The sequence below is a fragment of the Halomonas sp. GFAJ-1 genome (genome assembly GCA_002966495.1).
Classification (GTDB): Bacteria; Pseudomonadota; Gammaproteobacteria; order Pseudomonadales; family Halomonadaceae; genus Vreelandella.
In genome coordinates this window covers 1137082-1162253 of sequence record CP016490.1, presented here as the reverse complement: position 1 = coordinate 1162253, position 25172 = coordinate 1137082, and the positions used below count along the sequence as shown (strand labels likewise).

General features: G+C 55.8%; 24 protein-coding genes. 18 read left to right on the top strand and 6 right to left on the bottom strand.

The genetic code is table 11. From position 1 onward, the window contains the following. Positions 1-28: 28 nt before the first annotated feature. Together BB497_05345 and BB497_05340 are read left to right on the top strand one after the other, a co-directional pair. A complete protein-coding gene (locus tag BB497_05345; protein ID AVI62174.1) occupies positions 29-250 on the top strand; it encodes a hypothetical protein in 222 nt (73 codons plus the stop codon). Between the two features lie 86 nt (positions 251-336). Then, the gene (locus BB497_05340) at positions 337-1263 is read left to right on the top strand and encodes a phenylacetic acid degradation operon negative regulatory protein PaaX (GenBank protein AVI62173.1); all 927 of its coding nucleotides are present in this window, start codon (positions 337-339) and stop codon (positions 1261-1263) included. A gap of 1 nt (position 1264) precedes the next feature. Here the strand turns inward: BB497_05340 and BB497_05335 are convergent, their stop codons facing one another. Together BB497_05335 and BB497_05330 are read right to left on the bottom strand one after the other, a co-directional pair. After that, the gene (locus tag BB497_05335; GenBank protein AVI62172.1) at positions 1265-1879 is read right to left on the bottom strand and encodes a phenylacetic acid degradation protein PaaY; all 615 of its coding nucleotides are present in this window, start codon (positions 1877-1879) and stop codon (positions 1265-1267) included. An 11-nt stretch (positions 1880-1890) separates the two neighbouring features. Further along, positions 1891-3567: a phenylacetic acid degradation protein PaaN gene (locus BB497_05330; protein ID AVI62171.1), complete on the bottom strand. Its 1677-nt coding sequence runs from the start codon at positions 3565-3567 to the stop codon at positions 1891-1893. Positions 3568-3934: 367 nt separating this feature from the next. Between BB497_05330 and BB497_05325 the strand changes: the two genes are divergently transcribed. The 12 genes from BB497_05325 (at position 3935) to BB497_05270 (ending at position 16453) form a co-directional block, all read left to right on the top strand. Then, a complete protein-coding gene (locus BB497_05325; protein ID AVI62170.1) occupies positions 3935-4708 on the top strand; it encodes a 2,3-dehydroadipyl-CoA hydratase in 774 nt (257 codons plus the stop codon). Positions 4709-4724: 16 nt separating this feature from the next. Then, complete coding sequence (locus BB497_05320; GenBank protein ID AVI62169.1) at positions 4725-5516, top strand: 2-(1,2-epoxy-1,2-dihydrophenyl)acetyl-CoA isomerase; 792 nt, start codon at positions 4725-4727, stop codon at positions 5514-5516. Between the two features lies 1 nt (position 5517). Then, entirely contained in the window at positions 5518-7053 is a 1536-nt protein-coding gene (locus BB497_05315; protein AVI62168.1) for a 3-hydroxyacyl-CoA dehydrogenase PaaC, read from the top strand. Next, entirely contained in the window at positions 7046-7528 is a 483-nt protein-coding gene (locus BB497_05310; protein AVI62167.1) for a phenylacetic acid degradation protein PaaD, read from the top strand. Before BB497_05315 ends, BB497_05310 begins: the two co-directional genes overlap by 8 nt. Further along, positions 7525-8730, top strand: coding sequence for a 3-oxoadipyl-CoA thiolase (locus BB497_05305; protein ID AVI62166.1), 1206 nt, complete (start codon positions 7525-7527; stop codon positions 8728-8730). Before BB497_05310 ends, BB497_05305 begins: the two co-directional genes overlap by 4 nt. A gap of 95 nt (positions 8731-8825) precedes the next feature. Further along, the gene (locus tag BB497_05300) at positions 8826-10139 is read left to right on the top strand and encodes a phenylacetate-CoA ligase (GenBank protein AVI62165.1); all 1314 of its coding nucleotides are present in this window, start codon (positions 8826-8828) and stop codon (positions 10137-10139) included. A 303-nt stretch (positions 10140-10442) separates the two neighbouring features. Next, positions 10443-11429, top strand: a complete 987-nt coding sequence (locus tag BB497_05295; GenBank protein AVI62164.1) for a 1,2-phenylacetyl-CoA epoxidase subunit A — start codon at positions 10443-10445, stop codon at positions 11427-11429. An 88-nt stretch (positions 11430-11517) separates the two neighbouring features. Next, positions 11518-11799 carry a 1,2-phenylacetyl-CoA epoxidase subunit B gene (locus BB497_05290; GenBank protein ID AVI62163.1) on the top strand — a complete coding sequence of 94 codons (282 nt, stop codon included), beginning with the start codon at positions 11518-11520 and terminating at the stop codon, positions 11797-11799. 11 nt (positions 11800-11810) lie between these two features. After that, on the top strand, positions 11811-12641 hold the full coding sequence (locus BB497_05285; GenBank protein AVI62162.1) for a phenylacetate-CoA oxygenase subunit PaaI: 831 nt from the start codon (positions 11811-11813) through the stop codon (positions 12639-12641). A gap of 46 nt (positions 12642-12687) precedes the next feature. Continuing rightward, the gene (locus BB497_05280) at positions 12688-13239 is read left to right on the top strand and encodes a phenylacetate-CoA oxygenase subunit PaaJ (GenBank protein AVI64264.1); all 552 of its coding nucleotides are present in this window, start codon (positions 12688-12690) and stop codon (positions 13237-13239) included. Positions 13240-13258: 19 nt separating this feature from the next. Continuing rightward, entirely contained in the window at positions 13259-14341 is a 1083-nt protein-coding gene (locus BB497_05275; protein ID AVI62161.1) for a phenylacetic acid degradation protein, read from the top strand. 69 nt (positions 14342-14410) lie between these two features. Then, positions 14411-16453 carry a phenylacetic acid degradation bifunctional protein PaaZ gene (locus tag BB497_05270; protein ID AVI62160.1) on the top strand — a complete coding sequence of 681 codons (2043 nt, stop codon included), beginning with the start codon at positions 14411-14413 and terminating at the stop codon, positions 16451-16453. Between the two features lie 115 nt (positions 16454-16568). Here BB497_05270 and BB497_05265 read toward each other — a convergent pair whose 3' ends face one another. The 4 genes from BB497_05265 to BB497_05250 form a co-directional block, all read right to left on the bottom strand. Further along, positions 16569-17864, bottom strand: a complete 1296-nt coding sequence (locus tag BB497_05265; GenBank protein ID AVI62159.1) for a C4-dicarboxylate ABC transporter permease — start codon at positions 17862-17864, stop codon at positions 16569-16571. After that, entirely contained in the window at positions 17857-18399 is a 543-nt protein-coding gene (locus BB497_05260; protein ID AVI62158.1) for a C4-dicarboxylate ABC transporter permease, read from the bottom strand. The genes BB497_05265 and BB497_05260 overlap by 8 nt, the downstream gene beginning before the upstream one ends. A 57-nt stretch (positions 18400-18456) precedes the next feature. Then, positions 18457-19518, bottom strand: coding sequence for a C4-dicarboxylate ABC transporter substrate-binding protein (locus BB497_05255; GenBank protein ID AVI62157.1), 1062 nt, complete (start codon positions 19516-19518; stop codon positions 18457-18459). Positions 19519-19877: 359 nt separating this feature from the next. Further along, positions 19878-20366, bottom strand: coding sequence for a MarR family transcriptional regulator (locus BB497_05250; GenBank protein ID AVI62156.1), 489 nt, complete (start codon positions 20364-20366; stop codon positions 19878-19880). A gap of 443 nt (positions 20367-20809) precedes the next feature. Between BB497_05250 and BB497_05245 the strand changes: the two genes are divergently transcribed. The 4 genes from BB497_05245 to BB497_05230 all read left to right on the top strand — a co-directional run bounded on the left by BB497_05245 (position 20810) and on the right by BB497_05230 (position 25162). Continuing rightward, entirely contained in the window at positions 20810-21778 is a 969-nt protein-coding gene (locus tag BB497_05245) for an MBL fold metallo-hydrolase (protein AVI62155.1), read from the top strand. A gap of 76 nt (positions 21779-21854) precedes the next feature. Continuing rightward, positions 21855-23585 (top strand): FAD-dependent oxidoreductase, encoded by a 1731-nt coding sequence (locus BB497_05240; GenBank protein AVI62154.1) that lies wholly within the window; start codon positions 21855-21857, stop codon positions 23583-23585. Next, positions 23572-23772 (top strand): hypothetical protein, encoded by a 201-nt coding sequence (locus BB497_05235; protein ID AVI62153.1) that lies wholly within the window; start codon positions 23572-23574, stop codon positions 23770-23772. Before BB497_05240 ends, BB497_05235 begins: the two co-directional genes overlap by 14 nt. 82 nt (positions 23773-23854) lie before the next feature. Further along, entirely contained in the window at positions 23855-25162 is a 1308-nt protein-coding gene (locus tag BB497_05230) for a homogentisate 1,2-dioxygenase (GenBank protein AVI62152.1), read from the top strand. Positions 25163-25172: the final 10 nt, after the last annotated feature.

Below are 25172 nucleotides of genomic sequence, written 5' to 3'. Positions count from 1 at the left end.
TTGTGACTCTCTCAAGAACACGACACGTATGCGAGATGGGTCACGTTGCGTGTCGTTAAAAAAAACCACCGGTGTCGCGGTAGCGCACAACGAAGAAATCTCTCTTGAGTCGCTGATCAATCAGGCAGATCAAATGCTATACGTCGGCAAACGCGATGGCCGAGACCGAATAGTGATGTGTCGCACGGAGGAGGAGCAAGCCCCCGCGAACAACCAAGGGGCGCAAGCAACGACTCAGGCCAAACTCTAAAAAAACGTGATACGATAATCGCTTATATTATTTAGATTTTATGTCGTTTTGCGGCCACTTTATTTTAAAGGGAATCAACATCCACCATGTCGTCAGCTAAAGACTGCGTCGCTACGCTTATTGATGGCTTCCAGAAGCGTCGGCCAATTCGCGCTGGTTCACTGATTATTACCGTCTATGGTGACTCTATCGTTCCGCGGGGCGGTACTGTGTGGTTGGGCAGTCTGTCGAAACTGGTGGAGTCCATCGGGATCAATGAGCGGTTGGTGCGCACCTCTGTTTACAGGCTGACCACTGAAACTTGGCTGCGGGGCGAGAAGGTGGGCCGTCGCAGCTATTACCGATTGAGTGGCCCAGGGCGGCGGCGTTTTGAACAAGCTTTCAAGCGCGTCTATCACGGCGCCCAGCCGCCCTGGTCGGGCCAGTGGACATTGGTGCTGCTGACACAGCTTCCCCCAGACCGACGCCAACAAATTCGTGATGAGCTTGAATGGCTCGGCTTTGGTAGTTTTGCTCAGGGCGTGCTGGCTCACCCTACGCTGTCATGCGCAGAGACCATGGTAACTTTGCAAGAGTTGGATGCGGTAGACGACACGATCGTGATGCAAACCCAGACCATGGAGCCCATGACCAGCAAGCCACTGCGCCTGCAGGTCAGAGATAGCTGGAACCTCGATGAACTCGCCGAACTTTACCAGCGTTTTCTCGTTAAGTTTCGCCCACTCTGGAATGCGCTCAGCGCAGAGAACCATTTAGGGCAGGAAGAGTGCTTCATTGCTCGCACCTTGCTGATTCACGAGTATCGCAAGGTTCAATTACGTGACCCCCTCCTGCCTGACGAACTACTCCCCACGGCATGGGAAGGTCGCTACGCCCATCAGCTCTGCCGCAACCTCTATCGCTTGCTCTACGAACGCGCAGAACGCTGGCTAGACCGACATCTGGAAACCGCCGAGGGCCCATTACCAGCCCCCGGCCCCAGCTTCTACCAGCGCTTCGGCGGGCTGGAATAGTTCATGGTTGTGGCGACTTATCCAGCGTCTGCTGCTTAGGTTGTGTATCACCGGCCAGTAAGGTTGGCCGATCAGCATCGAGCTCTGCCAGCGGCTCACAGGACTCCAAGCTGTCACGGCAACGGGTTACTAAGCGCTGATACTCTTGGGTACCCTGCTGCTTCCAGGCAAACTCCTCATCACTCAGCGCCCGCTTAACCTTTGCAGGCGCCCCCATCACCAGCGACTGCGGCTCACACTCGAAGCCTGCCTTGACGAATGCCGCCGCGGCAACGATAGACCGCTCAGCAATGTTAGCGCCGTCCATCACCACGGCGTTCATACCGACCATGGCATCACGCCCAATCACGCAGCCATGCAATACCGCGCCATGGCCGATATGGCCATCCTTCTCGACCTTAGTGACGCAACCTGGAAAGCCGTGCATCACGCAGGTATCCTGAAGGTTCGCGCCCTCTTCCAGCACCAGGCGGCCGAAATCGCCACGCATCACCGCGCCGGGACCTACATAACAGCCGGGGCCAACAATCACATCCCCGATCAATACTGCGGTTGGGTGAACATAAGCCGTCGGGTGCACCACCGGCGTCACCCCTTCAAGTCGATAGTAAGGCATAACGTTCTCCGTTAGTTTGATGGGCTGTGGCGACGGCTTTGCACCACCACGAAACGGCTGGCGACAAAGGCTTGGTTACATAAGGAAGCATTGGCTGCCGGATTACCGCCCGTGGCGTGAAAGTCACTAAAAGCAGCCGACTGGTTGACGAATATCCCCCCATCCAGGTTCAGAGACAGCGGAACGGCCACATCCATCGCCAGCTGCTCGAACTGTGCGGCCACGGCCTCATCGGTGGTGTAGGCACCGAGTGTTATCGCGCCCTTTTCCCGAATCACCTCCCGCGCCAGCTCAATGCTATGCGCGGTGTTCTCAGTCGCGATGACAAAGCTTATCGGGCCGAAGCGCTCCTCACTGTAGGCAGCTTTCTGCGCTGCATCTACCTTGAGGATAAGCGGCGTGTGGATGCGGGCGTCAGGGAATTGGGCGTGTTTGCGTAACTCGCTATCCAGCGCTATATCGCCCAGCCCACGACATTCATCAATTCGTGCTCGCGTGTCTACTGACTGCAGGGCACCTAACACCGTGCAGGCGCGGTCATTGTCACTCAGAAACGCCTGGACAGCTTTCGCAAGCGCGGCCGCCACGTCATCAAAGCTTAAATGGCCATCCGCTGTTTCGATCCCGCTTTTCGGTACATAAATGGCCTGAGGGGTCGTGCACATCTGCCCAGAATAGAGGCTCAGCGAGAAGGCCAGGTTCGCCGTGACCGCTTTAAGGTTATCCACACTGTCGATAATAACCGTGTTGATGCCGGCTTTCTCGGCAAACACCTGAGCTTGGGTGGCGTTCTGTATTAGCCAGTCTCCGAACGCGTTGGAGCCGGTGAAATCGATTAGTTTGACCGCAGGGTCAAGCGCCAGCGTCTTGGTAAGCGGCGCATCGACAGTGTCGGGTACCAGGCTAACCAGACAAGGATCAAAGCCTGCTTCCTCCAATACTTGCTGAACAACACGTGCAGTCATTGCCACAGGCAAAATAGCGCCAGGGTGTGGCTTAAGGATGACCGGATTGCCCGTCGCCAGACTGGCAAACAAGCCAGGATACGTATTCCAGGTGGGAAACGTGGAACAGGCCACTACCAACGAGATACCGCGCGGAACGATGTGAAAACGCTTATCCATGACAATGGGATCATGCTTGCCCTGGGCCTTGACCCATTTCGCGGTAGCGGGAATCTGAGCCATTGCCTGCCAAGCATAGGCCACGGCTTCAAGGCCGCGATCCTGGGCATGCGGCCCACCCGCTTGAAACGCCATCAACGGCCCCTGGCCGCTAGTATGCATCACCGCCTGGGCGATCTCTGGGCTCATGACATTAAGGCGTGACAGGACTTCCAGACACACCCCAACACGCGCTTGCGCCCCGGCATCCCGCCAGTCGCGCATTGCTACTTGCATGGCCGCTACCAGCTCGTCGAGGTTTGGCTGGTCATACGTAATGCCGAGTTCAAAGCCATAAGGTGACACTTCGCCACCCACTTGCTGGGTGCTGCCAACACCATTAAGTGCAAATGGCTGATTGAGTAGTGACTCGAACGTCGACGGCGCCGCTTTAACGGCATCCTCAGGGTATTTCCGCATGCTTTCTGGATAGGGCGTCCAGAAATTACGGCTGGAAATGGCGTCGACAGCTTGGTCAAGAATCTCACGATGAAGGTCGAACATCTGCTGCGCTGATTGCGTCATGGGGCGCTCCTGCACTCACTTATTTTTTTGATACGCTATATTTTTTAAGACTATCTTTCCCGTAACAAAACATCAAACGCTTTCCTTGTCACCACTTACTAAAGAACGGGTGAACTGATATCTAAAAACTCGAAATATAGGGGTTAAAAGTCGCTTTTTTAGCCACGCACCCAGGCTTCATACCATGGTCTAACAACCATATTTCGTTCGCCAAAATGCACTAAAGCCATTGTTAATAAAAAACAAATGATCAAAAATAACGTTAAGCGACACACTAAAAACATATAAACAATATTGATGCGTATCAAAATAAACCTATACTCGGCAGATATTCATCCTGTGCGCCACAGGCCGAACTGAGGTAAAAATGCCCACTACTCTAAAAACAACCCCACCCCAGGAAGGCGTTTTATGCATCACGCTGAATCGCCCAGACGCACTGAATGCGCTTAATACGCAGCTTCTCGGCGAGCTCGCCGACACCTTGAGCAAGGCTGATAGTGACGACAACGTTCGCGCCGTGGTGATTACCGGCAGTGCGAAAGCGTTCGCCGCCGGTGCGGATATTAACGAAATGGCCGAACGCGATCTGGTGGGCATGCTGGAAGATCCTCGCCAGCACCACTGGGCCACCATTACGCGCTTTCGCAAACCGATCATTGCCGCCGTCAATGGCTATGCCTTGGGCGGTGGCTGCGAACTGGCCATGCATGCCGACATCATCATTGCCGGTGAAAACGCCCTGTTTGGCCAGCCGGAAATCAACCTGGGCATCATGCCCGGCGCTGGCGGCACCCAACGATTGCTTAGAGCGGTAGGCAAATCTCTGGCTACCCAAATGGTGCTGACCGGCGAGCCAATTTCTGCTCGCCGTGCCCTCGAAGCTGGCCTGATTAGCGAGATTACCCAACCCGAACTCACCCTTGAACACGCCATGGCCATTGCAACACGCATCGCCGCCAAGGCACCGCTGGCGGTGCGTTTAGCGCGGGAATCGCTGCACAAGGCGATGGATACCGACCTAGCCACCGGCCTGCGCTTTGAACGCCATGCATTCACCTTACTGGCGGGTACCGCCGACCGCGAAGAGGGCATTCGCGCCTTCCAAGAAAAACGACCTGCCACTTTTCAAGGGCACTGACACAAGGATATACCCCATGAGCCAAGCGCCCCTGCTTTACACCGTGGAAGACGGCGTTGCCTGCATTACGCTAAACCGCCCCGACAGCTTGAACAGCTTCAATACTGAGATGCATGCCGAGATGCGCAAGGCGCTTAAGGACGTGTGCCAGGACCCAAGCGTTCGCGCTTTGTTGCTGACCGGCAACGGACGCGGCTTCTGCGCTGGCCAAGATCTTTCCGACCGCAGCGTTGCCCCCGGTGAGCAAGCCCCCGATCTCGGCGAGTCACTTGAGAAACGCTACAACCCCATGCTGCGCGCTCTTAAAGATATGCCGTTCCCGACCATTTGTGCGGTGAACGGCGTGGCCGCAGGTGCCGGTGCCAACATCGCCCTGGCCTGCGACATCGTATTGGCCGCACGCTCGGCGAGCTTTATTCAGGCTTTCTGTAAAATCGGCTTGATTCCCGACTCCGGCGGCACCTGGACCCTGCCTCACTTAGTGGGCATGGCGCGTGCCAAGGGCCTGGCGATGCTTGGTGACAAGCTGCCCGCCGAGACTGCCGAACAGTGGGGCATGATTTGGCGCTGCGTCGACGATGAGGCGCTTCAGGAAGAAGCCATGAACATGGCTCGCCACTTGGCCACACAGCCGACGCGCGGCTTGGCGCTTATCAAACGCGCCCTGCATGCCAGCAGCGATAACAGCTTCAACGAACAGCTCGATCTGGAGCGCGATCTGCAACGCCTTGCCGGGCGCTCCGACGACTACCGCGAAGGTGTCAGCGCCTTTATGGAAAAACGTCGCCCCACCTTCAAGGGAGAGTGATATGGCAGCCCTACCCACGTCCGCCGTTATTGGCGTGATCGGCGCAGGCGCCATGGGTGCCGGTATCGCTCAGGTAGCCGCCCAGGCTGGCCACTCGGTAATCTTGCACGACAATCAGCCGGGTGCCGCCAAAGCAGGTATCAACAACATTCGCCGCCAGCTGGAAAAGCGCGTTGCCAAGGGCAAGGTGAGCCAAGCCGATGTGGATAACATCATGGCTCGCCTACAGCCCGCCGACACAATCGACGCCCTGGCCGACAGCCGCCTAATTATTGAAGCCATTGTTGAAAACCTTGAGGTTAAACGGCAGGTGTTCGCCCAGCTCGAAGCGCTATGCTCGCCGGATACATTGCTCGCCAGTAATACCTCGTCACTATCGATCACCTCCATTGCAGCGAACCTTGAACGCCCTGAACGCATGGCGGGGCTTCACTTCTTTAACCCCGCCCCAGTGATGAAGCTAGTAGAAGTGGTGTCAGGTCTGGCGACCACCGCAGATGTTGCGAACACCCTTTTCGATACCGCTAGCGCCTGGGGCAAGGTGGCGGTACACGCAAGCTCTACCCCTGGGTTTATTGTTAACCGCGTGGCGCGGCCATTTTATGCCGAAGGGCTACGCCTGCTGCAGGAAGGTGCCAGCGATGCCGCCACTATCGATGCCTTGCTGCGTCAAGCCGGCGGGTTCCGCATGGGGCCTTTCGAACTGATGGACCTGATCGGTCATGACGTGAACTACGCGGTGACCCGCTCGGTGTTTGACGCTTACTACGGCGACACCCGTTTCGAGCCTTCCTTAGTACAGCAAGCGTTGGTTGAAGCCGGACGCCTGGGGCGTAAGTCCGGTCAAGGTTTCTTCGACTACGCTGAAGGCGCTGCGAAGCCGCAGCCTACGTTTGCCGAACCAGCAAATACGGAGCTACCAGCACTTGTCGTACAGGGTGCCAACAGCACTCTCGCGCCACTGCTGGAACGCGCTCAAGAAGCTGGTCTCAACGTGGTGTATCGCGAATCGCTACAGCAAGATGGCTCCCCTCGCCTATACCTAGGCGATCTGGTACTGGCGCTTAGCGACGGACGCTGCGCCGCCGAACGTGCGGCCAATGAAGGGCTCGATACTCTGGTACTGTTCGACTTATGCCTGGACTACCGCAGCGCCAGCGCCATTGCGCTTGCTGCTAGCCACACAACATCACCCGAGGCCCTCCAACTGGCCACCGCTTTCTTCCAGCGCCTGGGTATGGACGTAGCCTGGCTAACCGACACGCCGGGGCTGGTAGTGCTACGTACCGTGACCATGCTCGCTAATGAAGCTGCCGATGCCGTGCTGCAAGGCGTGTGCAGCGCTAAGGATGGCGACCTAGCGATGCAGGCGGGCGTTAACTACCCACAAGGCCCTCTGGCCTGGGCAGACTCACTGGGCCTGCCCTTCGTTCACCGCACCCTTACACACCTGCAGCAGAGCTACGGCGAAGAGCGCTATCGCAGCTCGTTCCTGCTGCGTCGCAACGCCTTGGGCGGGGGAAGCTTCCATGAGTGATGCCCAACTGACCCCACAACAGCTGGCGGAAGCCTGTGCCGAGGCAATGTTTGCCCGTGACCATGCCAGCCAAGGGCTGGGCATGCGGATTATCCGCGTAGCCCCTGGCTTTGCAGAACTGACCATGACCGTACGCCAGGATATGGTGCAGGGTCACGGCAACTGCCATGGCGGGTTTCTGTTTGCCCTGGCTGATTCCGCCTTTGCGTTTGCCTGCAATAGTTACGATGAGGCCACGGTGGCCTCAGGCTGCAGCATCGACTACCTCGGCCCTGGCCAACTAGGCGATGAACTGACCGCCACTGCCGAAGAGCGCAGCCGACGCGGACGCACCGGCATTTATGACATCACGCTGCGCAATCAGCACGGCGATACCGTTGCCCTGTTCCGCGGGCGTTCCTACAAAATTCGCGGCAGCGTACGCCGCTTGGAAGACACTGACGCAGAAAATACTGCCGCTGGAGATAACCAATGAAAGACGCGCTGATCATTGATGCCATTCGTACCCCAATAGGACGCTACGGCGGCGCACTTTCGAGCATGCGTGCCGATGACCTGGGGGCCATACCCATGCGCACCCTGATGGAACGCAACCCGAACGTCGACTGGTCGCTGATTGACGATATCTTTTACGGCTGCGCCAACCAAGCAGGGGAAGATAACCGCAACGTGGCGCGCATGTCCGCGCTGCTGGCCGGGCTTCCGGTCGAGGTGCCTGGCTCCACCATCAACCGCCTTTGCGGCTCTGGCATGGACGCCATCGGCAATGCCGCCCGCACCATCAAGACCGGCGAAGCGGGGCTAATGATTGCTGGCGGGGTGGAGTCGATGTCCCGGGCGCCCTTCGTGATGGGCAAGGCGGAGCAAGCTTTCTCACGCCAAGCCGATATTTTCGATACGACCATTGGCTGGCGCTTTATCAATCGTGCAATGAAAGCTCAGTTCGGCGTGGACTCCATGCCCGAAACCGCTGAAAACGTGGCTGAGCAGTTTGGCATTTCCCGAGAAGACCAGGACGCTTTTGCACTGCGCAGCCAGCAGCGTACCGCCGCCGCTATGGAGGCTGGCCGCCTTGCTGAAGAGATCGTTCCGGTCGAAATCCCCCGCCGCAAACAAGACCCGTTAGTGGTGGATACCGACGAGCACCCGCGCGCCGCCACGACCGCCGAGCAGCTCGCCAAGCTACCCACTCCCTTCCGCGAAGGCGGCAGTGTGACAGCGGGTAATGCCTCTGGGGTTAACGATGGCGCCTGTGCGCTGCTGCTGGCATCCCCCGAGCAAGCAGAGCGTTTTGGCTTAAAAGCCCGCGCCCGCGTGGTAGGCATGGCCACCGCTGGGGTGGAGCCGCGCATCATGGGGTTCGGCCCCTCTCCCGCCACCCGTAAGGTACTTGCCCAGACCGGGCTTACCCTCGAACAGATGGACGTGATCGAACTCAATGAAGCCTTTGCTGCTCAAGCGTTGGCAGTCATGCGCGACCTGGGCCTGAGCGATGATGCCGAACACGTCAATCCCAATGGGGGCGCTATTGCACTCGGCCACCCGCTGGGCATGAGCGGCGCTCGGCTTGTGACCACTGCCTTGCATGAACTCGAACGTCGGCAAGGACGCTTTGCGCTATGCACCATGTGTATTGGTGTCGGACAGGGCATTGCTCTAATCATCGAGCGCTTATAAGACGATTTCATAGGCCACGACTTCATGGATCACTACCCAGCCCATGGCTCATGAAACGTTGACCCAATAACAACTTGCTTGACCGGAGACTCCTGATGAATCAGCCCGCTACGCGTATCGACACTGCGACTCTCGACCCCTTGGAAACCGCCAGCATCGACGAGCTGCGCGCCACTCAGGTCAAGCGCCTGAAGTGGAGCCTGAAGCACGCTTACGACAATGTGCCGTTCTATCGCCAGTCTTTCGACAGAGCAGGAGTGCATCCCGACGATATCCAGACGCTAGCGGATCTCGCCAAACTACCGTTCACCACCAAGGCCGATCTGCGCGACAACTACCCGTTTGGCATGTTGGCCACGCCAATGAGCGAGATCGTGCGCATTCACGCGTCCAGCGGCACTACTGGGCAGCCCACGGTGGTGGGCTACACCCAGAAAGATATTGATGTGTGGTCCGATGTGGTGGCGCGCTCAATCCGCGCCGCTGGCGGCAGCCGCAGCGACAAAGTGCATGTGGCGTATGGCTACGGCCTGTTCACCGGCGGGCTGGGCGCGCATTACGGTGCCGAGCGCCTGGGCTGCGCAGTCATACCCATGTCGGGGGGCCAGACGGAGAAACAGGTTCAGCTGATCCGTGATTTCCAGCCGGACATCATCATGGTCACGCCCTCGTACATGCTCAACATTGCTGACGAGATGGAGCGCCAAGGCATCGATCCACATACACTGCCGCTGCGCACCGGCATTTTCGGTGCCGAACCCTGGACCGACAGCATGCGCACTGCCCTAGAGCAGCGTCTGGGCATCGATGCCCTCGATATTTACGGGCTCTCCGAGGTAATGGGGCCGGGCGTGGGCATGGAGTGCCTCGAAACCAAAGATGGCCCCACCATCTGGGAAGATCACTTCTATCCCGAAATCATCGACCCAGTCAGCGGTGACGTCCTGCCAGACGGTGAGTACGGCGAGCTGGTATTCACCACCCTAACCAAAGAAGGCCTGCCGGTGATTCGTTACCGCACCCGCGACCTGACCCGCCTACTGCCAGGCACTGCGCGCCCTATGCGGCGCATCGACAAGATCACTGGCCGCAGCGACGACATGCTGATCATTCGCGGGGTTAATGTGTTCCCCACCCAGATCGAAGAGCAGCTACTTAAGATCGCGTCACTTTCTCCCCACTACGAGATCGAAGTCAGCCGCCAAGGCAATATGGACATGGTGCTTGTTCGTGTAGAAGCGAATCATCATGACATCGCCCGCGACCCCGTAGCTTGTGAAGACGCCGCGAAACAGCTTCAGCATGCCATCAAGACGTATATCGGTATTAGCACCCAGGTTGAAGTGTGTCCGGTAGAGAGCGTTATGCGTTCGCTGGGCAAGGCCAGACGCGTCAAGGACCTTCGCTGATTCAGCTCCTTAACGCTTAGCGGCCTCTGATAAGCAACGCCGCGCCAACACAGCCCCTTTAGGAACTCCCCTACAGGGGCTTTTTTACACCCAAATAGTCAGTAAACGTCAGAAAAAATATCACATTCAGAATCACTTATCCTTGGTCATTTTTACTATATAAAACAGACATCTTTCCTTTATTCGTAATCACAAAGTCTTAAAGCGATACATAAAAATACTTGTTGATAAAATATTTTGTGTCACTATACTTTAAACAAGATAAGCCACACTCCCTGATAGTCCGACGCCGCGGAGGTCTCTATGTACGCGCAGCTCGTTGAAACCGGTTCTAACAAACTTAAAACGCTTGATGAGATGAGCCCTGAAGAACGCCAGTTCCAGGAGCGCATCAATGATGAAATTAAAATAGAACCCAAGAATTGGATGCCGGATGCCTACCGTAAGACGTTGATCCGTCAGATTTCTCAACACGCGCACTCCGAGATCGTCGGTATGCTGCCGGAAGGTAACTGGCTGACACGTGCACCGACCCTTAAGCGCAAACTGCAGCTAATGGCCAAGATTCAGGACGAGGCGGGTCACGGCCTGTACCTTTATAGCGCCATGGAAACGCTAGGTGCCGACCGCGACGAAGAGATCGACAAGCTTCACGATGGCCGCGCCAAGTACTCCAGCATCTTCAACTACCCCACGCTCAACTGGGCTGACATGGGCACGATCGGCTGGCTGGTCGACGGCGCTGCCATCGTCAATCAGGTACCGCTACAGCGCACCTCTTACGGCCCCTACGCGCGCGCCATGATTCGCGTGTGCAAGGAAGAGAGCTTCCATCAGCGCCAGGGTTATCAAATTCTGTTGACCATGATGCAGGAGGGCACTGACGACCAGAAAGCCATGGTGCAGGACTCCATCAACCGTTTCTGGTGGCCATCGCTAATGATGTTCGGGCCATCCGATGAGAACTCACCCAACAGCGCTCAATCGATGGCCTGGAAGATCAAACGCCACAGCAACGATGAGTTGCGTCAGCGCTTCCTCGACCAAACCGTACCGCAGCTAGAGCTGCTGGGCTGCACCGCCCCTGATCCGGATCTCAAATATAACGAAGAGACCGGTCACTATGAGTTCGGTGAAATCGACTGGCAGGAGTTTTTTGACGTAGTGAAAGGCAACGGCCCCTGCAACCGCGAGCGTGTCGAGGCACGTCGCAGCGCCATCGATAACGGTGCCTGGGTACGTGAAGCCGCCGTGGCCTATGCCGCCAAACGTCAACGACGAGCGGCCTGATTTTAAAACCTGCTCTTAAAACACGTGATCCTTACAACAATAGGGAGTCTCGCGAGCCGAGGCTCCTCTGACCACTGAGGCTTCTCTCATGGCTGACTGGCCCCTCTTCGAAGTTTTTATACGCAGCAAGCATGGTCTTAACCACAAGCACGTCGGTAGCGTACACGCCGCCGATCGCTGCATGGCAATTGAAAATGCCCGCGAGCTTTATACCCGCCGTAATGAAGGGGTAAGCATCTGGGTGGTTCCGGCCAGCGAAATCACCGCATCTTCTCCCGACGAGAAAGAGCCGCTGTTCGACCCGTCTAATGACAAGGTCTATCGCCACGCATCCTTCTACAAACTGCCGAAAGAAGTCGGCCACATGTGAGGGAGGCAGTGATGCAGAACCTAGCTCTGAAAAACTCAGTTCAAAAAAACATAGCTCAAAAAACACAAACACCGTTGACCGATTACCTGCTACGCCTTGGCGACAGCGCTTTAGTACTGGGTCAGCGCCACGCGCAGCTGTGTGGCAAGGCCCCCGCGCTGGAAGAAGAAATGGCGTTGATGAATGTGGGTCTTGATCTGTTCGGACAGGCGCGCAACTGGCTAGGCTATGCGGCTGAGCTGATAGCCGCTGAAGGCGGTGGCAGCCAGCATAAAATTGATGCCGATCACCTGGCTTTTCGCCGCGACGCACACGACTTTCGCAACCTGCTGATCGCCGAACAGCCCAACGGTGACTTCGCCGACATCATGGGACGCCAGTTCCTGTTCGATGCATGGCATGTTCACCTACTTGACGGCCTAGCCGAATCCAGCGACCCGCGCATTGCTGAAGTGGCCGCCAAGTCACTCAAGGAAGCAACGTACCACCTACGCCGCTCCTCCGAATGGGTTATTCGCCTGGGCGATGGCACCGAAGAGAGCCACACCCGTATGCAGCGCGCCCTCAATAACCTCTGGCAGTTTACCGGCGAGCTATTGCAAACCGACGAAATTGACCAGGCCATGATAGAGGCCGGTATCGCGCCTGATCCGGAAACCATTGCCGCTCGCTGGAAAGCGACGGTGGAAGAGGTGCTTGAGGAAGCCACGCTGGAACGCCCTTCCTACGACGCTTGGATGTATACCGGCGGCAAAGTTGGGCATCACACCGAGCACTTGGGCTTTTTGTTGGCGGAAATGCAATACCTGCCGAGGACGTATCCTGATGCGACCGTCTGGTAACCCAACGCCTGCTCCTATCGGTAATGGGCCTGTCAGTGACGGGCCTATCGATGACTGGCCCTCCAGAGACCTGATCGGCAGCGACCGCAGCGGGCTGCCACGAGCGGGCGAAAAAGGCGATGTCGACGCTGTACTGGCCGTTTTACAGGAAGTGCCAGACCCGGAAGTGCCTGTGGTCAGCGTGGTTGAGCTGGGAATTGTGCGCGATATCGATTGGGTGGACGGTCGGTTGGCGGTCAACGTAACGCCAACTTACTCCGGTTGCCCAGCAACGGAAGTTATTGAACAGCATATCCATGAAGCACTGGTGGCCGCTGGCTACTCAGACCCGCTGATTCAGCGCCGCCTATCCCCCGCCTGGACCACCGACTGGCTGACCGACGAAGGGCGCGAAAAATTGCGCGCCTACGGCATCGCACCGCCGGTAGGAAGTGCTAGCAAACGTAGCCTGACAGGCCAGTCTGATCCGGTAGTGCCCTGCCCTTTATGTGGCAGCAACGCGACCGAACGCGTCAGCGAATTCGGCTCTACAGCTTGCAAGGCGCTCTACCGCTGCCGCGATTGCCTGGAGCCTTTCGATTATTTCAAGTGTCTGTAAAACGACGAGACCATTTCCCATGAGCCGATTTCACGCCCTGACCGTCAAGGATGTACGCAAGGAAACCCATGATGCTGTTTCCATTGCTTTCGACATTCCCGACGACCTGCTGGACGCCTTTCGTTTCACCCAGGGGCAGTACCTGACACTGCGCCACGACATCAACGGCGAAGATGTCCGACGCTCTTATTCAATCTGCACCGGCGTCCACGAACATGAGATGAGAGTCGCCGTCAAGCTAGTGCCAGGCGGCAGCTTTTCCAGCTTTGCCAACCAACAATTAAAGCCTGGTGATCGCCTTGACGTGATGCCGCCCCAAGGCAAGTTCTTCGTGCCGCTTGATCCCAGCCGTGAAGGCCATTATCTGGCGGTGACCGCTGGCAGCGGCGTCACCCCCATCATGTCGATTGTTTCCACCACCCTGGAAAGCGAGCCAAAAAGTCGTTTTACCGTCATCTATGGCAACCGTTCTACCACGGGCACGCTGTTTCGCGAGCGACTACAGGATCTCAAGGATCGTTACCTAGAACGCCTCAACATCATTTACGTGTTCAGCCGCGAACAACATGAAATCGAGCTGTATAACGGCCGTATCGATGTCGATAAGTGCAATGCCCTGTTTGATCGCTGGGTAGACGTACCCAATCTCGACGCTGCATTTATCTGTGGTCCGCAAGAGATGACCGAGATTGTGCGTGATGTCTTGACCGACCACGGACTACCGAAGGACAAGGTGCACTTTGAGCTTTTCACGACGGGGCTACCGACCGCAGGCGCCAAGCGCCGCCAGGCAACCAGCGCCGCTCAGCTTGAAGCAGAAACTTCGCACATCAAAGTGATCATCGACGGCCGCACCATCGAATATAAGCTGCCCCGCAATACCCAGAATATTCTCGATGCAGGTAACGAGCACGGCGCCGACCTACCGTTCTCGTGCAAGGCTGGCGTGTGCTCCACCTGCAAGTCCAAAGTCATCGAAGGGGAGGTGGAAATGGACGCTAATTACGCTCTGGAAGATTACGAAATAGATGCTGGCTACGTACTGTCCTGCCAGTGCTATCCGATCAGCGACAAGGTGGTCCTCGATTTTGACGAGGTGTAAGCCCTAGTCCACCTACTTCCAAGCCGGCGACCGCGCCGGCTTTGTCTATGTTGTACGGGAGAACACGCAATGCCAGTTTTACAGAGTTACATTGCCGGTCAGTGGTTTGGCAAAACCGAGTCCAAAGCACTAATCAGCGCCATCAACGGCGAGACCGTTGCGCACACTCACCAAGAAGCAATCGATTTCCGCGAGGCGGTGGCGTATGCCCGCCACACCGGCGTAAAAAATATGTTGGCGCTGGATTTCCAGCAGCGGGCTGCCATTCTTAAGGCGCTGGCCGCCTATATCCAAGAGCGTAAGCGTGAGCTCTATGCCATCTCCCACCACACCGGCTGCACCAAGGCTGACTCTTGGATCGACATTGACGGTGGTTTCGGCACCCTGTTTACCTACGCCTCCACGGGGCGTAAGGAACTGCCCTCCGGCAATGTGGCCCACGAAGGCCCAGTGACCCAGCTAGGTAAAGAGAACCACTTCAACGGCACCCACATTCTGGTGCCCCGCCGCGGTGTCTCGGTGCATATTAATGCCTTCAACTTCCCCATCTGGGGCATGTTAGAGAAGTTCGCGCCCGCCTTTCTGGCAGGCATGCCGTGTATCTTCAAACCGGCCACTGCGACCAGCTACCTGACCGAAGCTGCGGTGCGCGTCATCATCGACTCTGGCCTACTGCCGGAAGGTGCGCTGCAACTGGTGATTGGCGGGGCGGGCGACCTACTAGATCACCTAGAAGAACAAGACTTTGTGACCTTTACCGGCTCAGCGAATACCGCCCTAATGCTGAAAGGCCACCCTAACATTATGGCAAAGAGCATTCCCTTCAACGCTGAAGCGGATTCACTCAATAGCGCCATCATGGCCCCTGATGTAAGCCCGGAAGATGAAGAGTTCGAGATCTTTGCCAAAGAAGTGGTCAAGGAAATGACCGCCAAGGCAGGCCAGAAATGTACCGCGATTCGTCGAGTGTTAGTGCCCGCCGAGCATCTGGATACATTGGCGGACATGATTAAAGAGCGACTTTCCAGAATCGTGGTCGGCGACCCCAATGAAGAAGGTGTGCGCATGGGCGCGCTCTCGTCCGGCGACCAGCTACGCGACGTAAACGAAGCTATCGAGCAGCTGCTGGAAACCAGCGAGTGCGTTTTTGGCAGAGATGGCAGCTTCAAGCCTGTCGGCCAGGGCGTGGAAAACGGTGCTTTCATCACCCCCCAGCTCCTGATCAACCGCAACCCACTGAACGATGGCGGCGCTCACGACATTGAAGCCTTTGGCCCTGTTGCGACGCTAATGCCTTACAGCGGTATCGACGAAGCGCTGGCCATCGCCGCCAAGGGCAAAGGCAGCCTGGTAACTACGCTGACCACAAAAGACCCCGCCATTGCTGCCGAAATGATCCCCGTGCTGGCCGCCCAGCACGGCCGCCTGCACATTCTAGATGCTCAGGCATCAAAGGAGTCTACGGGTCACGGCTCTCCGCTACCGATGCTCAAGCATGGTGGGCCTGGCCGCGCAGGCGGTGGCGAGGAACTCGGCGGTATTCGTGCAGTTCACCACTACCTGCAGCGCACCGCTATCCAAGGCTCTCCGACCATGCTGGCGGCAGTCACAGGGGAGTATGTGCGTGGCGCCAAGGTGATCGAGAACGATATCCACCCGTTCCGCCGCCATTTCGACGACCTGCAGGTGGGTGAGTCACTGCTCACCCACCGCCGCACCGTTACCGAAGCTGACATCGTCAATTTTGGCTGCCTTTCCGGCGACCATTTCTACATGCACTTCGACGACATTGCCGCGAAAGAGACCCAGTTCGGCCAACGTATTGCCCATGGTTACTTTGTACTGTCGGCGGCTGCGGGTCTGTTCGTCTACCCAGGCGAAGGCCCCGTACTGGCTAACTACGGCCTGGATACTCTGCGCTTTATTACACCTGTGCTGGTCGGCGATACCATCCGCGCCCGCCTAACCTGTAAACGCAAAATTGATCAGGGCCGGGCCTCTCCCGACGGGCACCCACAAGGCGTGGTGATGTGGGACGTGGCCGTGACCAATCAACATGATGAGCTGGTCGCCAGCTACGACATTCTAACGCTGGTCGCGAAACGCCAGTAACGTCTCAGCCGATACAGCTAGACAAAAAGCAAGACAAAAACGGATGACAGGGCACTTACCCTGTCATCCGTTTCTTTAGCACGGACGTTAATAGAACCGCATTAATCGCACAGCGTTAATACAGCAGCTGCGGCAGGAACAGCACAATCGCTGGGAAGATAAGCACGAGTAGTGCGCGGATGGTACCTGCGACCCAGAAAGGGGTGACGCCACGGAAGATAGTGCCCGTTGATACATCCGGCAATACAGCCCGCAATACGAACACGTTCATACCAACAGGGGGCGTTATCAAACTGATCTCGATGACAATAACGACAAGTATGCCAAACCACACCAAGTCGTAACCTAGCCCCGCAACGACGGGGAAAAATACCGGCACGGTTAGCAGCATCATCGACATGCTTTCAAACACACAGCCCAGTATCACGTAGATAGCGATAATCACCAGAATGACCACAAAAGGTGCCACATTGAGGCCATTAACCAGCGCCAGCAAGTCTCCAGGCAGCCCCGCACGGTTGATAAAGTTAGCGAAGATCAGCGCCGTTAAAACCACGGCAAATAGCATCGCCGTAGTACGCACGGTGTCCATCAACACATTCATCAACACTTGTGGTGTCAGCGCACGCCGCGTCAGTGCAATCAAAAATGCACCCATCGCACCAATACCGGCTGCTTCTGTGGGCGTAAACACGCCTAGGTAAATACCGCCAATCACCAGCACAAACAGCGCTAGCGTACTGCCTACGCTTTTTAGTGCTTGAATCCGCTCTGCCCATGGCACTCTCTCTGCTGCAGGACCTGCACTGGGGTCACGCCAGAGAACCCACTTGATGGCACCTATATAAAGAAAAATGCCAAGAATGCCGGGAATAAAGCCAGCCGCGAACAGCTCACGAATACTGGTTTCGGTCAGAATTCCATAAATCACCAACATAACGCTCGGTGGTATCAAGATACCCAAGGTGCCACCCGCAGCAATGGAGGCAGCGGCAAGCGAATCCTTATAGCCATATTTGCGCATTTGCGGCATGGCAACTCGGCCCATGGTCGCGCACGTCGCCAAGCTCGATCCACATATCGCACTAAAACCGCCACAGGCAACAATCGTCGCCATCGCCTGACCACCCTTGCGGTGACCTAGAAAGCCATTAGATGCTCGAAACAAGGCATCGGATAATCCCGCATGGGAAACAAAGTTGCCCATTAGAATGAACAAGGGTATGACCGACAGACCATAGTCCATAGCCGTATCGACCACACGGCGCGCCGCCATTGCCTCAGCCGCATTCCAGTTACCGGTGAGAAAATAGAACCCGGCAAAACCGACGATACCCATCGCAAACGCCAGGGGCACGCGTAGAAAGACTAATACCAACAGTACTGCGAAACCGTACAGCGCTTCAGTCATGAGACTCTCCTTTGCTCAATGGGCCACCTTTTTCGATTACCTTGAGCCCTTCGAGCAAATAGAAACCGGCTCGCATGAGAGTGAGTAGCGCTGAAAGCGCGAGCATGATAGCGATCAACCCGATCAGATAGCCGCGTGGAATGCGCAAAAACTCGGTCACGTCTCCCCATGAGAAAGCGCGCTCTGCCAGTGCCCACACGCGCTGCGCCATCACCCACAGGGCGGCCGTCACGATTAGGTTAACAATCACTTCACGTATCCAGACAAGCTTGGCTGGGAAAACCGCATCAAGCAGATCAACAGCGACATGCTCTTGACGCCAACAAACGACCGGCAGCGACAGAAATACCAGCGCTGCCAACATCAGTTGGGTTAATTCAACGGTGCCAAGGATGGGGGAGTTAAAAAAGTAGCGGCCGCCTACGTCAGCAGTGGTCAACAGCATCATGCCAAAGAGGGTAGCGCCGGCCACCCCCTCTAGCATCATCTGCAGAACCCGGCTAACGCGCGTAGCACGTGCCATTTGGGTTTGCATGGTCGCTCTCCGTCTAGCGCCAGTAAGTACTTACTTTGAGTTATCAGGGGCTAAGTCTTAAGGTGCTAAGTCATCAGGTACTAGGCCACTTACGCTCTCTTCTTCCGCTGCAGCAATAAGCTGCTCGCGATAGAATTCGATAGCGGCCATCGCATCGACGTTACGGTTTTCTGAGACAGACTCAGCCCACTCAGCAATCATGCTGTCACTCATACTTTGCAGTGTGTTGAGGTCATCGCTACCGAGTTCGGTAAAGGTGTGGCCAAGCTCTTCTGCAAAGTCGACGCCCCGCACATCGGATACGTCCATCATGTAGCCGAACAGGCGAGATAAGCGCTCACCAGAAACAGATTCAACGGCTTCACGATCTTCAGGCGACATTTCATCCCAGATCATCGGATTGACAACAATGGTGAAACTGCCGCGATAGAAACCACCATCAACTTTGAGGGTGTAGGGGAAGATCTCCGCAACACGGAAACTGCGCAGCCCTTCAGGAACCAGCATCGCACCGTCAATAACACCCTGAGAGCCAGCTTCGTAAACCCCGGTAGGCGGCAAGGCAACACCGGTCAGTCCCAGGGCGTTAGAGAGGTCTCCCATTACGCCACCGCCTACGCGAATGCGCTTGCCTTTAAGGTCTTCTAAGGTTTCGTACTGCTCACTGCTAAAGATCCAGCCGGGCCCGTGGACACCGGCGGCCACAACATCAACGCCACGGTGTTCACCTGCCGCTGCCAGATACTCCTGGTGGGTACGCCAGTAGGCACTGGAGGCATGTTCCGATGAGAAGTCCTGGAAAGTGGGAAATTCCGGAAGCTTGGTTAGCTGAAAGCGACCAGTGTTATAGCCGTGGAAAACCCAGGTCGCATCGGCGATACCATCGGCCACCATTTCCATCTGAGAAGCCGGGGGCCCCATATCATGTATCACGTCTACGGTTACGCGACCTTCCGTTGCTTCTTCAATCCACGCTTTCCACGTTGGCCATACCATGGTGTTGATGCCGTGATTCGGGCCAGCCCAGGTACTCACGGTGATGGTTGTTTGTGCAAAGGCGGAGGTGCTCAGCGTTGCGGCGGCAATGGCGCCGACCATTAAGTTTGTTGTTTTATTCACTTTTCTTTCCTCTAGTCGTCACGAAGCGGAAGCGCTCAACGTGATACTTTATTATCATATTAATAAAAATATATGAATCACGTTATTTATCACGATGCCTGCAGATACGTGGGTCGTGCAACGACCCATCGACTAATAGATGCTAATACTTAAGTATTAATAAGTATTTTTTTATTAAATTACAATGATTTATATGAAAAGCAACCACTCCCTTGAGTCGCTACCAATGACTATAGGGGATTATTTTTCTCTCAGCTTTTTGTTACACAAATATTACCTACTGAGCCACTAACGACGCCCCATTGAGAGCATGCCGCTTAGCATTCGCCAACGTGTCTCGTTTTGCCTCTCTCTGGCCTTTAGCCAATTCTCTCCAACTGCCGTTCAAGCTTGCGCATGGTATTAAGCAGGTCACGATACTCACCAACGCTTAGGGTTGACACCAGATTGGCTTCCCACGCTTGGGCTTCGGGCACTAACTTATTGAGTAGCGCTTGCCCAGTTTCCGTTAGCTGTAAGTCATGTAACCGCTGGTCCTGCTGCGAGGGCGTCCGGCTGATTAATCCGCGTTCTTCCAGCGACTGAATAGCGCGAGACACGCGCGCCTTGTCCATGTTGGTATAGGCACATACCTTCTTCGCGGTTAAATCGTCGCAGTGGCTAAGCCATGCAAGTACGCGCCACTGGGCGATGTTGAGCTCATAGGACTCAGCATAAAGCTTCTCTAACGCCTGGCTGATGCGGTCAGCGAGGCGATTCAGCTGATAGGGTAGAAACTGATTAAGGTCTAGCTCTGCCCTGGCTGAAGAGTCCAAAGAGGCCTCGCCGTCTGCTTTATCCATCGTCATTGTATTTCTCCTAGTGCCGCCGGATGATGGCAAAAAAACAGCACGATAGCTGGGAATATGGGCACCAGCAACGCGCCTATCACACTGATATTGTGCCTCGTCAGCACTTCTCGTGGCGGCATAAACTCCATGTCTCGATATAGCAGCAGGCGCATCAAACGCGTGACTGACATCACTCCTCGTTAAAGCTAGTGAGCCTCTATGAAGCTCATCACAGCCGTGAACACTGCCCCCATATGGTATCTTATGCAACCAATTTACAGATTTTAATCATTAGACCTAAGTCTTATTTTGCATTAAACAGCTGATTTTTTCAGATTTATTGTTAATACCTTGCAAAAAAAGACCCATCCGGCACACAGCATACTGGACATTTAGTTTCATAAGAAACTATTCTCCTGTCGTACAACGATCTGAATCACCCTGATAGCACCGGAGATACCATGAGCAAGAAATTCGCATCCCATGCCGATACCGAAGAGAAACAGATCAGTTTCACCAAGCTGGCAGAAGGGCTTTACGCCTACACGGCCGAAGGTGATCCCAATACCGGTATTGTGATTGGCGATGACAGCGTAATGGTCATCGACACCCAGGCCACGCCCATCATGGCCCAGGACGTTATCCGCCGTATTCGCGAGGTAACTGACCTGCCGATTAAGCATGTGGTCATGAGCCACTACCATGCGGTGCGTGTTCTCGGTGCTTCGGCGTACGATGCTGAGAACATATACGCAAGCCAGAACACCTATGACCTGATTGTAGAGCGTGGCCAGCAAGACTATGAATCAGAAGTCGGCCGCTTCCCGCGCTTGTTCAAAGGGGTCGATTCTGTCCCTGGTTTAACCTGGCCAACCACTGTCTTCCAGGAAAAACTGACCGTCTTCATGGGTGAGCGCGAGGTACAGATCATCCACTTGGGCCGCGGACACACCAAGGGCGACACCATCGTTTGGTTACCGAAAGAAAAAGTGATATTTGCCGGCGACCTGGTTGAGTATGGCGCGACCCCCTACACCGGCGATGCTTACCACGAAGACTGGCCTGCCACGCTTGACCGCCTGCAGGCCATGCAGCCTCAAAAGCTGGTGCCCGGTCGCGGCGATGCACTGCAAACTGCCGAACAGTGCCAGGAAGCTATTCAAGGCACCCGCGACTTCTTGAATGACATGTACGGAAGCGTCAAAGCCGGTAAGGCAGCGGGCAAATCACTCTCTGAGTGCTACGCCGAGACCTACGCGCTACTTAAGCCGAAGTATGGCCACTGGGTCATTTTCGATCACTGTGTCCCTTTCGACATCACTCGCTGCTACGACGAAGCAGGCGGCGAATACCCAGATCCCCGCATCTGGACGGCAGAGCGTGATACCGCTATGTGGCACTCGCTGCAGGACGCCGTTGAAAATCAGTAAGTGCCTCACCAGTGACACCCACTGATCATGCCCAGCTGTCGGGGGCAACGCACCCGACGCTGTAGGGGAGTAATAGATGCCAACAACCTATAAAAATCCTGTCTATCCTTACCGACGCCCGCCTGAGCTCGATGCTCCAGACGTTCGCCATTACCCGGTAGTGATTGTCGGTGCCGGGCCCAGCGGCCTCGCTGCCGCTATCGACTTGGCTCAGCAAGGCATTAATTCGATTGTCCTGGACGATAACAACACCGTTAGCGTCGGGTCACGGGCACTGTGCTTTGCTAAACGTTCGCTGGAAATTGTCGACCGCCTGGGCTGTGTCGAGCCGATGCTTGAAAAAGGCGTTACTTGGCAGCACGGCCGCGTCTTTTTCCAAGACCGCGAAGTCTACGACTTCAACCTGCTGCCCGAAGACGGCCACCGTATTCCGGCCTTTATTAACTTGCAGCAGTATTACTTTGAAGAGTTCCTGGTCAACCGTGCTCACGACTTTGCTGAGCACATTGACCTTCGCTGGAAGCATAAGGTCATTGATGTTGACGCTCAGCCCGACAGCACCGCCATCACGGTCTCGACTCAGGAGGGTGACTATCAGCTGACCTGTGACTATCTTCTTGTTTCGGATGGCGCTAACAGCCGAATCCGCGACATGCTGGGCCTAGAGTGCAAAGGCCAGGTATTTCAGGACCGCTTCCTGATTGCGGATGTGGTGATGAAGGCCGACTTCCCAACAGAGCGCTGGTTCTGGTTTGACCCGCCCTTCCATCCTAACCAGTCAGTGCTGCTGCACAAGGAACCGGACAATGTTTGGCGTATCGACTTCCAGCTAGGCTGGGACGCTGACCCGGAAGAAGAGAAGAAAGAGGAGAACATTCGCCCACGCGTGCAGGCAATGCTTGGCCAAGACGTGGAGTTCGAGCTTGAGTGGGCCAGTGTCTACACCTTCCGCTGCCGCAAGATGGATAACTTTATTCATCACAGCGTGATATTTATGGGCGACGCGGCGCATCAGGTATCTCCCTTTGGCGCCAGAGGGGCTAATGGTGCCCTACAAGGTGTGGATAACTTGGTATGGAAGCTTGTTCGGGTTCTCAAGCAGCAAGCGCCTGCGTTGCTTTTGTCCACGTATAACGCTGAGCGCCAGCACGGCGCGGCAGAAAACATCCTTAACTCTACCCGGGCCACTGACTTTATTACCCCGAAGAGCCATATCAGCAAAGTGTTCCGCGATGTGACGTTAGAGCTGGCTGAGAAACATGCCTTCGCACGTAGTCTGGTCAACAGCGGCCGCCTTTCCATGCCGTGTCGCTATGACCACTCACCGCTTAATACCCCCGATGTTGACGGTGGCCCAAGCGAGTTACGCCCTGGCAGTCCCGTCAAAGACGCCCCCATTCGGTTAGGCAAAGAGAGCGCGTGGCTGCTCAACCAGTTTGGCAATGGCTTTGTGTTGCTACTCGATGGCCGTATGGATGACGGGCACGCTGACGCCTTGTCAAAAGAGCTGGGTGAGCTGTTAGAACGCCGCCCTGATTTAAGACTGGTGGTCGCTAGTTCCGCGTCAAATGCGCTTAGCGCTCTGCCGCGCACCACCCTCATCGACGATACCGAAGGTCTAGTGACAGAGCGATACGGCTTGAAGGCAGGTGCCGGATACCTTATCCGCCCTGACCAACACGTTGCTGCTCGCTGGCACGCCGTTACAGCTCACAAGGTTGAAGATGCTTTAGACCGTGCGCTAGGCGTTCATCTTGCAAGTGATGCTGACACGCCCTCTCAGGAACGCCGCCATGCCAATGCTTGAACTGAACCCCAATTTCACTGACCCGGATGCCTTTTATGCGGCACTTACAGCGCTGCATCGTGACCGCAGCGACGCCGAAAGCGAACGCATCAATGCCCGCCTGATCCTGTTACTTGCCAACCACGTCGGCGATCAAGCGGTGCTCAAAGAGGCGATGGCCCATGCAGCCTGTGACGTCGATCAATAGCCGCGCCATAGGTTTATAACAATTTAGCTTTAACAAAATATACGTTTATCAAACTAACGTTCAAATAAAGCAGGACCTAACAATGACTGAACAGTTGAGCTATCAAAACGGCTTTCATAATCACTTTTCAAGCGAAGCGCTGCCGGGCGCCCTGCCGATTGGGCAAAACTCACCCCAACGCTGCGCTTACGGCCTATACGCGGAACAGTTAACCGGTTCCGCGTTCACTGCGCCGCGTCATCAAAACTTTCGCAGCTGGCTCTACCGCATTCGCCCGTCCGTTGTTCAGAGCGCGTATCAGCCGCTAGAAAACAAAAACATCCATACGGCTCCGTTAGACAAACCTGCGGCGGACCCCAACCAGATGCGCTGGGATCCCGTTGCTATTCCAGATGCACCGACTGATTTTATCGATGGCTTGTTTACCATTGCGGTCAACGGAGATGCGGGAACCCAAGCTGGCGTGGGCGTGCATGTTTATACATTCAATAAAGACATGACCGAGCGGTTTTTCTACAACGCAGATGGTGAGTTGCTCTTCGTTCCCCAACTGGGCGCTATTCGTTTACGCACTGAATTTGGTGACATCGAGATTGATAACGGAGAGATTGCCGTTATCCCACGCGGCGTGAAGTTCCAAGTGCGTAGGGCACAGGGGGTTGACGCTGCGCGGGGATATATTTGCGAAAACTACGGCAGTCCTTTAGAGCTACCCGGCCTCGGCCCCATCGGAGCTAACGGTTTAGCCAACCCACGTGACTTCCAAAGCCCCGTGGCAGCCTATGAAGACCTTGAAGGCGACTACCGCTTAGTGGCTAAGTTCTCTGGTCGCTTCTGGGAGACAAAGCTCAACCATTCACCGTTAGACGTGGTGGCGTGGCACGGCAACTGCGCGCCCTATAAATATAATCTGGCTAACTTTAACACCATCAATACGGTAAGCTTCGACCACCCAGACCCATCAATCTTTACCGTCTTGACGTCACCCTCTGATACGCCGGGAATGGCCAATCTTGATTTTGTCATTTTTCCACCGCGCTGGATGGTTGCCGAGAACACCTTCAGGCCACCCTGGTTCCACCGTAACCTGATGAGCGAGTTTATGGGGCTTATCCACGGTGAGTATGACGCCAAAGCGGAAGGCTTCACCCCAGGCGGCGCCAGCCTACATAACTCTATGTCGCCCCACGGCCCGGATGCTGAAACCTTTGAAAAAGCCTCCAACGCCGAGCTGAAGCCCCAGTTCCTGGGGGACACACTGGCCTTCATGTTTGAAAGCCGCTACTTCTTCCATCCGACCCCTGCGGCGCTGGATGCGGACTTCCGCCAACGTGATTATGTTGATGTCTGGTCAACGCTGCGTTCGCACTTCGATCCAAACCAGCCCTAACACTATTATA

Coding starts and splice junctions, on each gene's coding strand:
- BB497_05325 (AVI62170.1), top strand. CDS start 3,935: ATGCCCACTACTCTAAAAACAACCCCACCCCAGGAAGGCGTTTTATGC.
- BB497_05250 (AVI62156.1), bottom strand. CDS start 20,366: ATGACGATGGATAAAGCAGACGGCGAGGCCTCTTTGGACTCTTCAGCC.
- BB497_05330 (AVI62171.1), bottom strand. CDS start 3,567: ATGACGCAATCAGCGCAGCAGATGTTCGACCTTCATCGTGAGATTCTT.
- BB497_05240 (AVI62154.1), top strand. CDS start 21,855: ATGCCAACAACCTATAAAAATCCTGTCTATCCTTACCGACGCCCGCCT.
- BB497_05235 (AVI62153.1), top strand. CDS start 23,572: ATGCCAATGCTTGAACTGAACCCCAATTTCACTGACCCGGATGCCTTT.
- BB497_05340 (AVI62173.1), top strand. CDS start 337: ATGTCGTCAGCTAAAGACTGCGTCGCTACGCTTATTGATGGCTTCCAG.
- BB497_05300 (AVI62165.1), top strand. CDS start 8,826: ATGAATCAGCCCGCTACGCGTATCGACACTGCGACTCTCGACCCCTTG.
- BB497_05310 (AVI62167.1), top strand. CDS start 7,046: ATGAGTGATGCCCAACTGACCCCACAACAGCTGGCGGAAGCCTGTGCC.
- BB497_05230 (AVI62152.1), top strand. CDS start 23,855: ATGACTGAACAGTTGAGCTATCAAAACGGCTTTCATAATCACTTTTCA.
- BB497_05320 (AVI62169.1), top strand. CDS start 4,725: ATGAGCCAAGCGCCCCTGCTTTACACCGTGGAAGACGGCGTTGCCTGC.
- BB497_05295 (AVI62164.1), top strand. CDS start 10,443: ATGTACGCGCAGCTCGTTGAAACCGGTTCTAACAAACTTAAAACGCTT.
- BB497_05265 (AVI62159.1), bottom strand. CDS start 17,864: ATGACTGAAGCGCTGTACGGTTTCGCAGTACTGTTGGTATTAGTCTTT.
- BB497_05270 (AVI62160.1), top strand. CDS start 14,411: ATGCCAGTTTTACAGAGTTACATTGCCGGTCAGTGGTTTGGCAAAACC.
- BB497_05335 (AVI62172.1), bottom strand. CDS start 1,879: ATGCCTTACTATCGACTTGAAGGGGTGACGCCGGTGGTGCACCCGACG.
- BB497_05345 (AVI62174.1), top strand. CDS start 29: ATGCGAGATGGGTCACGTTGCGTGTCGTTAAAAAAAACCACCGGTGTC.
- BB497_05245 (AVI62155.1), top strand. CDS start 20,810: ATGAGCAAGAAATTCGCATCCCATGCCGATACCGAAGAGAAACAGATC.
- BB497_05285 (AVI62162.1), top strand. CDS start 11,811: ATGCAGAACCTAGCTCTGAAAAACTCAGTTCAAAAAAACATAGCTCAA.
- BB497_05315 (AVI62168.1), top strand. CDS start 5,518: ATGGCAGCCCTACCCACGTCCGCCGTTATTGGCGTGATCGGCGCAGGC.
- BB497_05305 (AVI62166.1), top strand. CDS start 7,525: ATGAAAGACGCGCTGATCATTGATGCCATTCGTACCCCAATAGGACGC.
- BB497_05275 (AVI62161.1), top strand. CDS start 13,259: ATGAGCCGATTTCACGCCCTGACCGTCAAGGATGTACGCAAGGAAACC.
- BB497_05290 (AVI62163.1), top strand. CDS start 11,518: ATGGCTGACTGGCCCCTCTTCGAAGTTTTTATACGCAGCAAGCATGGT.
- BB497_05260 (AVI62158.1), bottom strand. CDS start 18,399: ATGCAAACCCAAATGGCACGTGCTACGCGCGTTAGCCGGGTTCTGCAG.